The organism is Bacteroides sp. L008 (genome assembly GCF_040812255.1).
Taxonomy (GTDB): Bacteria; Bacteroidota; Bacteroidia; order Bacteroidales; family Bacteroidaceae; genus Bacteroides; species Bacteroides vicugnae.
On the sequence record NZ_JBFNXO010000001.1, the window covers coordinates 4,766,430 to 4,780,534 of the forward strand.

At 38.8% G+C, this 14,105-nt stretch carries 8 protein-coding genes; all 8 read left to right on the forward strand.

All coding sequences use genetic code 11. From position 1 onward, the window contains the following. The first annotated feature begins 2 nt into the window (after positions 1 to 2). The 8 genes from AB3G73_RS18450 (at position 3) to AB3G73_RS18485 (ending at position 14,095) form a co-directional block, all read left to right on the forward strand. The gene (locus AB3G73_RS18450) at positions 3 to 1,079 is read left to right on the forward strand and encodes a metallophosphoesterase (RefSeq protein WP_367745335.1); all 1,077 of its coding nucleotides are present in this window, start codon (positions 3 to 5) and stop codon (positions 1,077 to 1,079) included. A 39-nt stretch (positions 1,080 to 1,118) separates the two neighbouring features. Then, on the forward strand, positions 1,119 to 2,927 hold the full coding sequence (locus tag AB3G73_RS18455; RefSeq protein ID WP_367745336.1) for a glycoside hydrolase family 2 protein: 1,809 nt from the start codon (positions 1,119 to 1,121) through the stop codon (positions 2,925 to 2,927). A 411-nt stretch (positions 2,928 to 3,338) separates the two neighbouring features. Then, the gene (locus AB3G73_RS18460) at positions 3,339 to 4,343 is read left to right on the forward strand and encodes a LacI family DNA-binding transcriptional regulator (RefSeq protein ID WP_367745337.1); all 1,005 of its coding nucleotides are present in this window, start codon (positions 3,339 to 3,341) and stop codon (positions 4,341 to 4,343) included. 71 nt (positions 4,344 to 4,414) lie between these two features. Continuing rightward, on the forward strand, positions 4,415 to 6,202 hold the full coding sequence (locus AB3G73_RS18465; protein ID WP_367745338.1) for an L-fucose isomerase: 1,788 nt from the start codon (positions 4,415 to 4,417) through the stop codon (positions 6,200 to 6,202). 9 nt (positions 6,203 to 6,211) lie between these two features. After that, positions 6,212 to 7,435: a DUF6786 family protein gene (locus AB3G73_RS18470; RefSeq protein WP_367745339.1), complete on the forward strand. Its 1,224-nt coding sequence runs from the start codon at positions 6,212 to 6,214 to the stop codon at positions 7,433 to 7,435. Positions 7,436 to 7,458: 23 nt separating this feature from the next. Then, positions 7,459 to 8,889, forward strand: coding sequence for an L-fucose:H+ symporter permease (fucP, locus tag AB3G73_RS18475; protein WP_367745340.1), 1,431 nt, complete (start codon positions 7,459 to 7,461; stop codon positions 8,887 to 8,889). Positions 8,890 to 8,900: 11 nt separating this feature from the next. Further along, complete coding sequence (locus AB3G73_RS18480) at positions 8,901 to 10,538, forward strand: ribulokinase (protein WP_367745341.1); 1,638 nt, start codon at positions 8,901 to 8,903, stop codon at positions 10,536 to 10,538. 485 nt (positions 10,539 to 11,023) lie between these two features. Then, entirely contained in the window at positions 11,024 to 14,095 is a 3,072-nt protein-coding gene (locus tag AB3G73_RS18485; protein ID WP_367745342.1) for a SusC/RagA family TonB-linked outer membrane protein, read from the forward strand. The last annotated feature ends 10 nt before the right edge of the window (positions 14,096 to 14,105 follow it).

Consider the following 14,105-nt stretch of genomic DNA (forward strand, 5'->3'; position numbering starts at 1 on the left):
TTATGAAACTATTCAACTATTTATTGGTCGGGATATTGTGCGCTTCTGCTACTGCTGTCTCGGCGCAGCATCGGGCTGATCCCCAGAAGTTGGTCGATCCGGAATCCTTTTCTATGATTTTGCTTGGTGATCCACAGGGGTATACCAAGTATGATATTAACCAGCCGCTTTTTGATCTTTGTACCGCATGGATTGCAGACAATATAGAGCCGCTTAAAATTAAAGCTGTCCTTTGTACAGGCGATTTGGTGGAACAAAATGACAATAATGTATTAAACCGTAAGATGCTAAACCAAACCAGTCGTGAAATGTGGGAGGCGGCATCTCATGCTTTGAAAAGATTGGATAACAAGGTACCTTATATCATTGCCGCAGGTAATCATGATTATGGATACAAAGCTGCAGAAAACGGTCGTACTTATTTTCCAGATTATATTCCTTTTGAACGTAATTCTACCTGGCGGAATATCTGTATCAGTGAATTCCCTAATCGTGAAGGCAGGGCGTCTTTAGAGAACTCGGCTTTTGAGTTTGATGAGCCGGGATGGGGGAAGATTTTAGTCATAGCAGTAGAGTTTGTACCTCGTGACGAAGTTCTCCAATGGGCGAAAGATTTGGTAAATAAGCAGGAGTACAAGAATCATAAGGTGATTTTTATCACTCATTCTTATCTTGATATAGGTAATAAGCGTATTACGAAAGATGGGTATAAGATTTCTCCACAAAACTCGGGGCAGTCTATCTGGGAAAAACTTATTTATCCTTCTGCTAATATTCGTCTGGTACTTTGCGGACATGTAGGAAGAGGTACTGGTGAATATGAGAATAATGTGGCTTATCGGGTGGATAAGAATAGTGTCGGGAAAGATGTCTCGCAAATGACATTCAATGTGCAATATGTAGGTGGTGGCCCGGAAGGGAATGGAGGAGATGGCTGGCTTCGCATTCTGGAATTTATGCCGGATGGTAAAACGATCAAAGTACGTACTTACTCTCCTTTGTTTGGAATTTCAAAATTAACCAGGCATTTGGCGCATCGTACTGCACCTTACGATCAGTTTGATATTATATTGGAATAATTAAACTTAGTGGAAGAACTCCTAATAGAGATAATATTGATGAAAAGAATTATATGTGCTTTAGTGATACTTGTTAATAGTATTTATTCGTTTGCACAGTGGAAACCGGTTGACGGACGAATTATGACGGAATGGGCAGCGAAAACGGATGTTGAGAAGGTATTGCCCGAATATCCCCGTCCTATTATGGAACGTACTGACTGGATGAACCTGAATGGGATATGGAACTATGCTATTACTCCGGTAGGCCAAACTATGCCGCAAGGTTATGATGGTCAGATTTTAGTTCCTTTTGCTGTAGAATCCAGCTTGTCCGGAGTAGGGAAAAGTCTTGGTGAGAAGAATGAACTTTGGTATCAACGTAAATTTTCGCTTCCCTCTAAATGGAAAGGCTATAAGATTTTATTGCATTTTGGGGCTGTTGACTGGAAAGCGGATGTTTGGGTGAATCAGGTAAAGGTAGGCCAACATACAGGAGGGTTTACTCCATTTTCTTTTGATATCACTCCTGCTTTGCAGAATGGAGAAAATGAATTAGTCGTGAAAGTGTGGGATCCGACTGATAAAGGTCCTCAACCGAGAGGGAAACAAGTTGGTAAGCCGGGAGGTATCTGGTATACTCCTGTCAGTGGTATTTGGCAGACCGTTTGGCTGGAACCTGTACCAATTCAGTCGATTGTCAATATCAAGACTACTCCTGATATTGATATGAATAAGCTGATGGTAGAGATTATGACAGAACAGCAGAAATTTTCAGATAGATTAGAAGTGAAGGTGCTGGAAGGGGGACAGATGGTAGCTGCCGGAAGTTCCCTAAATGGTGTCCCGGTTGAGGTTGTTATGCCGTCTGATGTAAAGTGGTGGTCTCCGGATTCTCCGTTTTTATATGATCTGGAAATTAACCTGTATTCTGGAAATAAATTGATAGATCAGGTTAAGAGCTATGCCGCCATGCGTAAATATTCAACGAAGCGTGATAAGAATGGAATTGTGCGTCTGCAATTGAATAATAAGGACTTGTTTCAATTTGGTCCTTTAGATCAAGGCTGGTGGCCGGATGGCTTGTATACGGCTCCTTCGGATGAGGCCTTAGTATATGATATTCAAAAGACAAAGGATTTTGGGTATAATATGATTCGTAAGCATATAAAGGTAGAACCTGCCCGTTGGTATACTCATTGTGATCGTTTAGGGGTTATTGTGTGGCAGGACATGCCGAGTGGCGATAAGAATCCCGAGTGGCAGAATCGGAAGTATTTTGAGGGAACAGAATTCAAACGGTCTGCTGAATCAGAGGCTATTTATCGTAAAGAATGGAAAGAAATTATCGACTGCCTTTACTCTTATCCTTGTATTGGCACATGGGTACCTTTCAATGAGGCTTGGGGGCAATTTAAAACCCCTGAAATAGCAGAATGGACAAAGCAATATGATCCTTCCCGTTTAGTGAATCCTGCTAGTGGAGGTAATCATTATACCTGTGGTGATATGCTTGATTTGCATAATTATCCCGGTCCGGAGATGTATTTATATGACGCACAGCGTGCAACTGTACTCGGAGAGTATGGAGGGATTGGCTTGGTGCTGAAGAATCATCTTTGGGAACCAAATCGTAATTGGGGATATATTCAGTTTGGCACTTCTAAAGAAGCTACTGATGAGTATCTGAAGTATGCTGATATGCTGAAGGAAATGATTGCGCGTGGATTTTCGGCTGCTGTTTATACGCAGACTATGGACGTTGAAATAGAAGTAAACGGATTAATAACATACGATCGTAAAGTAATTAAGTTGGATGAACAGAATTTGAAGAGGGTGAATGCGGAGATTTGCAAAAGTTTAGAGTAAGAAATCGGATTAACTACTTAGCTAAAAAATGGATAACTCATCTGTTGTTGCTCGGATTATAACCCCTGTTCACCATATTGTATAGATAAGAATATAGAATCCAGATGCAAAGAAAGTATCTGGATTCTGTTTTGAATATATATAGTATAGAACTTTGTTCATCTTAGCGATATAAATAGATGATATCAGTGTAATAAAAGGCCTTGATTGAATAAAAGAAGGAGGAAATTAATTCTGTAAGAAGTGCCGACTTCTTTTTTTTCTTTTAATGTTATAACGAATTAGCAAAATAATTTGTAAATCTAATTTTTATATTTATATTTGCACCGTGAGAACACGATAGGTGTTGCTAATTCAAGATATAACCTGAAAGTATAATGCTATTTTATAGCAAAAACATAATGCAAATATATGTCATCACTAAAAAAAATATCGCTAAAAGATATTGCTGAAGCTGCTGGAGTTTCAACAGCACTGGTTTCCTTCGTACTGAATGGTAAGAAGAAGGAATACCGGGTGGGGGAAGAAACTGCTCAGCGGATATTGAAAATAGCTAATGAAATGAACTATCAGCCTAATCTTGCCGCAAAGAGTCTCCGGAGCGGCAAAACAGAAACGATTGGATTGGTGGTTTCTGATATTTCCAACCCGTTTTTTTCTCAATTGGCACGTGTGCTCGAAGATGAGGCTGCTAAGCGAAATTATACAGTGCTTTTTGGAAGCTCGGATGAAAACAAGGATAAAATGGACCGTGTTGTTGGTAGTCTTATTAATAAAGGTGTAGACGGATTGATAATTGTTCCTTGTGAGGGCTCTGAGAAAATTATATCTTCTCTTGTTCATAATAATATTCCTCTTGTTTTATTCGACCGTTATTTTTCTGAAATCAATGTAAGTTACGTTGCCCTGAATAATTTTAATGCTTCCTATGTTTTAACCAAACATCTTTTAGATGTGGGATATAATGCCCCATGTATGGTAGCCTATGATGTTGATCTTATTCATATGAAGGAGCGTGTTCGTGGTTATAAAAAGGCTATGAGTGATGTTGGTAAGAGAAATTTGATAAATGTGGCTTTCTTGAAACAGAATACGCCAAAGAAATCAGCGGATCGTTTACTTCCTAAAATGATTGATAGTGGTGCGGACGCTTTCTTATTTGCTACTAACATGATTTCATTATCTTGTTTGTATACGATAAAAGATATGGATAAGGATGTGATTGAAAAAATAGGTTTAGCTGGGTTTGATGGTAATCCGGTATTTGATTTTTTCAATGTACCTATTTCTTATATTCGACAACCAATAGATATATTAGCACAAAAATCACTTGAAATATTAATAGATAGTATGGATAATGGGAATACTGTGCAGTCTGTACTTGCCGAAGGAGAGCTTGTTGAAATGCTTGCTTGATTTTTTTTTACTTAAACTGCTTAAACGATTTAGTTAATTTGATATATTAACCTGAGATAATTTGTTAAACCATGAGAAATTCAAGATTAATTGGTGGAAAGCCGAAAATTGGTATCCGGCCTATAATTGACGGCCGTCGTGGCGGTATTCGTGAGTCATTGGAAGATATGACGATGGCTATGGCTCATAAAGTAGCTGAGCTTTATTCTTCTGTGCTTCGTCATAGTGATGGTACTCCAATAGAGTGTGTTATAGCAGATACTACTATCGGTGGAGTAGCTGAAGCAGCTATGGCAGCGGAAAAATTCCGTAATAATGGAGTTGGTGTGGTACTTTCTGTAACTCCTTGTTGGTGTTATGGATTTGAGACTATTGATATGGATGGAGAAATGCCAAAGGCTATTTGGGGCTTTAATGGTACGGAACGTCCGGGAGCAGTTTATTTGGCTTCTGCGTTAGCTGGACATACACAGAAAGGGTTACCAACCTTTGGTATTTATGGACGTGATGTGCAGGAGGTGACGAATACGGAGATACCGGAAGATGTGCAGGAAAAATTGTTACGTTTTGCTCGTGCAGGTATAGCTGTAGCTACGATGAAAGGAAAGTCTTATCTTTCAATAGGTAGTGTTTCTATGGGTATCGCAGGTTCCATCCCTAATCCGGATTTTTTTCAAGAATACTTGGGTATGCGTAATGAATATGTGGATGCTAGTGAGATTGAACGTCGTGTACAGTTGGGTATCTATGATCATGAAGAATTTGAACGTGCTATGGCATGGACAGAGAAATATTGTAAGAGCAATGAGGGGATTGACTTTAATCCGGATCACTTGGTGTATTCGCGTGAAGAAAAAGATGCACGTTGGGAATATGTAGTGAAAATGACTCTTATCTTCCGTGATATGATGATCGGTAATCCTAAACTAGCTGAAATGGGATTCAAGGAAGAGGCTATGGGACATAATGCAATTGCAGCAGGTTTTCAGGGACAACGCCAATGGACAGATTATAAACCTGATGGGGATTTTTCAGAAGCCATTCTGAATACTTCTTTTGATTGGAATGGTATTCGTGAGGCATTTACTTTTGCTACAGAAAACGATACGTTGAATTGTGCTTCCATGTTATTTAATCATCTATTAACCAATACTGCACAAATATTTGCAGATGTACGTACGTATTGGAGTCCAAATGCTGTAGAACGTGTGACGGGGAAGAAGCTGGAGGGTAAAGCGGAGAATGGTTTTATTCATCTTATAAACTCAGGCTCTTGTACTCTTGATGGAACAGGCTGTCAAACCCGTGAAGGCAAGCCGGTTATGAAACCTTTCTGGGAGATAACGGAAGAAGAAATGGAAGCTTGCCTTGTAGCAACTAAATGGTATCCGGCAAGTCGTGAATATATGCGTGGGGGTGGTTACTCTTCTCAGTTTTTGACTCGTGGTGAAATGCCTGTAACCATGTGCCGTCTGAATTTGGTGAAAGGACAGGGGCCGGTATTGCAGATTGCTGAAGGATGGGCTGTAAATCTGGATGAGGATGTCTTTAATGCGATTAATGAACGTACTGATCGTACCTGGCCTTCTACTTTTTTTGCTCCGCGTCTGACAGGTAAAGGATATTTCCGTGATGTATATACTGTTATGAATAATTGGGGAGCCAATCATGGTGCTATCAGTTATGGGCATATCGGCGCTGATTTGATTACTTTAGCTTCTATGCTTCGTATTCCGGTATGTATGCATAACGTTTCTGAGGAAAACATTTTCCGTCCTAGTGCATGGGTTGCTTTTGGTGAAGATACGGAAGGAAGTGATTATAGGGCTTGCAAGAATTATGGGCCTCTCTATAAATAAGTGAGTGTTATGTTGAAGTCAACCAAACTAAAGAAAACTTTGCTGATAGGTACAACTACAATACTTGTATCATGCAGCGGACAAAATGAAATAAAGATGGGAAGTTATGCTTACGATGCTGAATTCTTAAAAAAATATGGCATTGAATATACTGAATTAGTATCTGCTGACGGAAATGCTAAAGTTATGGTTATACCGGCATGGCAAGGTCGTGTTATGACTACTTCTGCTTCCGGCGATGAGGGGGATAGCTATGGCTGGATTAATTACCGCTTTATAAGTGAAGGAAAACCGAGTACACAGTTTAACCCGGTAGGCGGTGAAGAACGTTTCTGGCTCGGACCTGAAGGCGGTCCGTTCTCACTTTATTTTAAGGAAGGACAAGAACAGGTTTATGATAATTGGGTGGTTCCTGCAGTACTTGACACAGAGTCTTTCAATATTAAATCACAAAACAATAACAGTATTCGTTTTGTGAAAGATACACGTTTAGTAAATGCTTCAGGTACTACTTTTGACATAAATATTGATCGTACTGTATCGTTGATGAGTATGGATGAAGTAGCTGCAGATTTTAATATCCAACTTACGAACGATATGAAAGTTGTGGCCTATAAAAGTGAAAATAAGATTACCAATACAGGAAATAAGGCATGGACAAAAGAAAAAGGGCTAATATCAGTATGGATGCTTGGCTGTTTTAATCCGACGTCAACTACTACCGTATTCATTCCTTATAAACAAGATGCAGAAGGGGTAATTGTGAATGATGAGTATTTTGGCAAAATTCCTGAAGAAAGGTTGATAAAGGAGAATGGAATTATTTATTTTAAGATTGACGGACTTTATCGTTCTAAATTAGGTTTGCCTGCTTCACGTGCAACGAGTTTGTGTGGAAGTTATGATTCATCGAAAGGGGTGCTTACTATCTTATGGTGTAATCTTCCGGAAACTCCTTCAACTTATGTCAATGGACAGTGGGGAGATCAGGAGGATCCATTTGCTGGTGATGTAATCAATTCTTATAATGATGGCCCGGTAGAAGACGGCTCTATTATGGGACCTTTCTATGAGATTGAAACATCTTCTCCTGGTGCAGAGTTGGTTCCAGGTGCATCATTGGTTCATATACAGAAAGTGGTTCATATACAAGGTGAGGATAAACAGCTAGCTCCTATTGTAAAGAATTTATTTGGAGCGGACTTAGATGTAATAAAAACAAAGTTTCAATAGGATAACTATATAAAATAACTTGTATGGAATCAAATAAAATAATACCAAGAGGACTCCTGTTTCCATTCATTCTGCTAACTACGCTTTTCTTTGCCTGGGCTGTGCCGAATAATCTTACAGATACTATGCTGGCAGCTTTCAAGCGTATTATGAGTATGAGTGACTCAAAAACAGCTTGGATACAGGTCGTATGTTATTTATTGGGATATGGATGCTGTGCTGTTCCTGGTGCTTTATTTATCAAGAAATATACTTATAAATCTGGTGTAATGCTTGGACTTGGTTTATATGCGCTTGGTGCTTTATTGTTTTATCCGGCGATGCTTAGTTCGGGAGTAAATATTGATTTCAGCTTCTTTATGTATTTGCTGGCAATCTTTGTTCTTTTTGCGGGGCTTTCAGTTTTGGAGACATCTGCAAATTCTTATGTATTATCAATTGGTCCTGAAAGTACTGCAACGAGGCGCTTGAACTTGTCACAGGCATTCAATCCATTTGGGGCAATTACAGGGGTGGTAATCAGTCAGATTTTTATTCTTTCACAATTGAATGGAATGACAGCGACCGAACGGGCACAGCTTCCGGTGGAGGAATTAGCTGCCATTCAGGGGCAGGAGTTGAATGCTGTTACTACAGCTTATGTGGTGCTTGGTTTGCTAATGTTGGCACTTCTGCTTGTTATTCGATTCACTAAAATGCCCAATCTTAGTGAAAAAGGGGAAAAGGTGGAGTTTGGAGCTACCCTTCGCCGTTTGATAAAAAATAAGAATTATGTATGGGGCGTAGTTGCACAGTTTTTTAATATAGGTGCACAAATAGCTGTGTGGTCATTTGTGATTCGTTATGCTATGGTACAGCTGGATTTTGATGGTGTATTGGCTTCGTTAGGGGATTCTGCTTCTGCTGATGCTGTGGTTAATGCGTTGCGTGGTATTGAACCTGTGGCTGCAGCATTTTATGACGGATGTGAATGGCTTGGGTTAGATGATCTATTACCGCGTACAGCAGAGCAGGCTGGAGCTACTTACTATATCATGTCACTTATTCTCTTTGTAATTATGAGATTTGTTTGTACTGCAATGATGAAATATGTGAGAGCTTATAAACTGTTGATTGGGCTTGCTCTTCTTGCTGTTATCTTCTGTTTGGGCACTATGTTAGGGAAGGGTAGTTTTGGGGTCTATTGTTTGATGGGTATTTCCGGTTGTATGTCATTGATGTTCCCGACTATTTATGGTTTTGGTCTTACCGGACTGGGTAATGATACGAAGATCGGCGGCTCGTTTATGGTAATGGCTATTGCTGGTGCAGCCGTTTTGACTCAAATACAGGGTATTGTTTCTGATCAGACGGGTAGTATTATGGCAGCGTACGTTGTTCCAGGTATTGCTTTTGCTGTGATTGCTTATTATGGATTCTTTGTTGCAAGAAAACAAGAGTCGGCTATTAAATAAAGGTCTGGACTATGGAATTTAAAAAGAAATATGTTATTGGTCTTGATTTTGGGACTGATTCTTGCCGCGCACTGATAGTGGATGCCTTCAATGGTCACGAAGTAGCTGTTGGAGTAAGCTTTTATACACGTTGGAAGGCCGGTCTTTATTGTGATGCACGCGATAGCCGTTATCGTCAGCACCCATTGGATTATATTGAGTCTATGATAGAAGCGGTACATATAGCTCTATCCAATCTGGATAAAGAAGAAGTAGCTGCTATCTGTGGGTTATGTTTTGATACAACTGGTAGTACTCCTGCTTTAACAGATAACACAGGAATGCCGTTAGCTTTGCGACCTGAGTTCGAAGAAGAGCCGGATGCTATGTTTATTCTTTGGAAAGATCATACGGCTATCCATGAAGCTGCACAGATCAATGCGTTTATAAAAGAACATAATCTTAATTATTTGCTTTATGAGGGTGGTACCTATTCATCTGAATGGGTATGGGCAAAGGTTTTGCATATTATTAATACAAACAGTGTAATAAAAGATGCTGCTTATGCTTGGGTAGAACATTGTGATTGGATGACTGGATTAGTAACAGGTAATACTATTCCAGAACAAATTCTTCGTAGTCGTTGTGCCGCAGGCCATAAAGCAATGTGGCATGAGAGTTGGGGACTCCCTTCTGGTGAGGTTCTTGAAAACCTGAGTCCCGCACTGAAAGAGATGCTGCCACATTTGTTTACAAGGACTTATACTAGTGACACGAAAGCAGGTACATTGACTGTGGAATGGGCAGACAAACTTGGATTGCCTGAAGGAATTTCTGTGGCTGTCGGGGCATTAGATGCCCATGTGGGAGCTGTTGGGGCATCAATAGCGCCGGGAGTACTGGTCCGCATCATGGGTACATCTACTTGTGATATTATGGTGGGTAGAAAGACTGAAATAGGGAGGCATTGTATTAAGGGAATCTGTGGACAGGTTGACGGTTCGGTGCTTCCGGGATTTATAGGTTTTGAGGCTGGACAATCAGCATTTGGAGATATATATGCTTGGTTTAAGAATCTGTTGTCATGGACATTAAAAAATATTCCTGATGAAAAGACGAAACAGAAAGCATTGAATGATGTGCTGGTAGAATTGACTAAAGAAGCTCAGAGTATTAAACCGTCTGAAAATAGTGTTATCGCTTTGGACTGGATGAATGGACGTCGTACTCCCGATGCGAATCAGAATGTAAAAGGAGCCATCGCTGGATTAACTCTAGGTAGTACGGCTCCAGAAATGTTTCGTGCATTGGTAGAGGCTACTGCATTCGGTTCTCGACGTATTGTAGAACATATGAAAGAGCAAGGATTACATATCGACTCTGTCAATGCTATAGGTGGTATTACCAAAAAGGCTCCATTCGTGATGCAGACATTGGCAGACGTGTTGAATATGCCTATTCGTGTACTTCGTTCTGAACAGGCTTGTGCTTTAGGAGCAGCCATGTTTGCTGCTGTTGCGGCAGGAGTATACTCTGATATTAATGAAGCTGTAAAATGTATGGGTTCGGATATTGAGGTAGAATATAAACCAAATGAGAGATATTCTCTCGTTTATGAGGCACTTTACAGGAAATATATTGAATTGGCAGGATTTATTGAATCTTACTAGATGATGAGTCGGACAATTTTTGTTTCTGAGTTCTAGTTCAGGTTTGATATAACTTTATGTTTTAATATGTTTATCGAAATTTATATTTGATGTGGAGGCTATGATTGATGTAACAATGACTCCAGTGGTTCTTTGGCAATATGAATAATTGTCTTCGACTCTAAATCGGATATGATCTACATTTCCTTAATAGATTGATAACGTTTGTAGCTAATTAGTGGGCCCTCTTGTCGCTGCAATGTTTGTAGGCAATATTTAGTTGTTTTCTCTATTTCTTTCGACAAGTACTATAAGTATTTTGTTGAGGAATCGTTACATGAAATTCAGTGTATTGAAAATAGTTCATTTTAATATTATTGTAAATATATTGTTTATCTGTAAAATGTATGAATGTATTTATACGCAAAATTGCAAAGATTATTTGTAATGTTAAGTATAGTAACATATGCTAATATTTGTTTGTTTAATTTAATTACTTCTTTACTATGAAAGTATATAAATTTTTATTTGTTTGTTGTTTGTGTTTGGGGATGATACCGGCAGATGCAAAATCAGAGATGAGGTTTCTTGACGAAGAAGCTACTTCAATGATGGAAGTCGGTAAAGGTTCTTCATCGGGTATTCAGCAGAATAAGCGAAAAATATCAGGAAAAGTAGTTGATGATGCTACTGGTGAAGAGTTGATCGGGGTTACTATTGCAGCGAAGGGGACTCAGGATGGTACAATAACGGATGTAAGTGGAAATTTTACTATATCTGTTTCGAATGGAACCATATTAGAAATATCTTATGTGGGATATAAGAAGCAGGTTATTACCATTAAAGATCAACATTTTTTAAACTTACGTATGCATTCAGATAATGAAATGCTTGATGAGGTTGTCGTTATCGGATATGGTTCTATGAAGAAATCCGATTTAACAGGGGCGGTGATTAGTGCTAACATCAAAGACTTTGAGAAATCTCCAAATACGAATATATTACAGTCGTTACAAGGTACTGTGCCTGGACTGAATGTCGGGCAGGTGACTGCGGCAGGTTCTTCTCCTAGTATACAAATACGTGGTAAGAATACATTGTCCGGAAGCGAGAGTGTATTAATTGTTTTGGATGGTATTATATATAATAATTCCTTATCTTCTATCAATCCAAACGATATTGAGTCTATTGATGTCTTGAAAGACGCAAGTGCTACTGCGGTCTATGGTGCTCAGGCTGCTAACGGAGTATTATTGATTACTACTAAGAGAGGAAAGACGGGAGGTACAAAAGTTGATTTTTCTTCGTCTTATACAATTTCTAGCCCGACAAAAGATCTTCGGCCAATGAACCGTCAAGAATTTTTAGACTTTACAAGGGAATTCTATTATGACAAAGCTTATATAGGTCCGGATTATACAACACCTAATCCTGATTTCAATCTTGCGGATTATCTTCCAGCTCCAACAATGCTTGATAGTTCTCAGCCTGATGGAATTTCTGCAAAAGATTACAGTTGGTGGGATGAAGGTACACAAACGGCTTCGGTTTTTGAGAACCGTTTAAGCGTGTCCGGTGGTTCTGATGCAATGTCTTATTTAATCTCATTTTCTAATACGGAACAGCAGGGATATCTGATCAATGATGATTTTTCAAGAAATAGTATCCGTGTAAATTTGGATGTAAAACCATATAAATGGTTGAAAATGGGAGTTCAGTCATTTGCTTCTTTTGTAAAACAAGATGGTGCTTCTCCGACTCCGCTGAATTTAATACAACAGAGTCCGATGATTGAACCATATGATGAAGAAGGTGACCTTGTTCTATATCCATTTAATACTGTGGCGACTAATCCTTTTATGCAATCGGATGTTAATGATAAAGAAAGACACAATTATTTCTTTGCTAATGTCTATGCAGAGGTTCAATTACCGATAAAAGGGTTGACCTACCGTTTCAATTATGGTAATAATTATCGTATTGACGAGCATCATCAGTCAAATGAGTATGGGGCAAGTATGAAAGGAGAGGCTTATAAACATCATACCACTTATTATGACTGGACTTTTGATAATATATTGAATTATAGTGCTGTGTTTGGTGAACATAGTATTGCAGCGACTTTACTTTATGGTGCCAGTGAACGTAAGGAAAGTTATACTTCTGCTTCAGCGAAAAAATTCTTGCGTTTATCACTTGGCTTTGATGCATTGGAGTCAGGAACAGATCAGTTTGTTGAGTCGAATGCATGGAGTGAAGCTTTGTTGTATCAAATGGCTCGTGTGAATTATAAATTTAAAGATCGTTATTTGTTAACTGCTACAGTGCGTCGGGATGGCTTTTCTGGTTTTGGAGAGAATAACAAAACAGCAATATTCCCATCTGTTGCTTTAGGTTGGGTAATGTCAGAAGAAGAGTGGTTTAAGATTGGTTGGATTAATAATTTGAAATTACGTGGAGGTTGGGGTATCAGTGGTAACCAGACATCTCGTTATAAATCATTATCTAAAACAAATGTTGATCCCGGTTATGTATTTGGTGATGGAGGGGAGACTGAAAATGCTCAAAGAGTAACAACCATGGGAAATGGTGATTTGAAATGGGAAAAGACAGCCGGTATAAATTTGGGGCTTGACTTTTCTATATTAAATAACAGAATTAATGGTTCATTGGAGCTCTATCAAACTACCACCCGTGATTTGCTTTATGATATGACCATTCCTACTATTACCGGTTTTGGCTCTGTTAGTTCGAATATTGGTAAAATAAGGAATAAAGGTGTGGAATTTATCATTACTTCTCATAATTTTACTACTCGAGATTTTGAATGGAGTACAACATTTAATATATCTGCTAATAGAAATAAAATTATTACTCTATTCGGTAAAGACGCTGATGGGGACGGAAAAGAGGATGATTTAACGTCAAGTAACCTTTTTATAGGAGAACCGATCTCTGCTATTTATAACTATCAGATAGATGGTATATGGCAGCTTAATGACGAGATTCCTACAGGTTATCACCCAGGAAATTATAGGATTGTAGATACTGATGGTAAAGAAGGAATTACAGTTGATGACCGTATAATTCTTGGAAAAAAGGATCCTGCCTACCGTTTTGGTATAATGAATAAATTCCGTTATAAAGATCTTACTTTTAGCTTCTTCATAAATTCAGTACAAGGAGGTAAAGATGGATATATGCAGGCTAACTCGGGTTCTTTGAACAGAGGAGATGTTAATCATCGTTTATACAACAGAATAAGTGAAATGGGAGCAGACTATTGGTCACCGAGTAATCCTAATGCAACTTATGCGCGATACAGTCAAGCACCGACTATCAATCCGACTCGTTATCAACAGCGTAACTTTGTTCGTTTGCAAGATATTACTTTAGGATATAATCTTCCTAAAAACTGGACAAAATCAGTTGGTATTGAGAATGTGAATCTTTATGTAACGGGAAAGAATCTTTTGACTTTTACGAATTGGAAAGGATGGGATCCGGAAGCAGGTCAAGATTATAACGGCCGTCCGGTGCTTAAGAGTTTTACATTCGGTTTAAATGTTACACTATAAATTAGAAGTA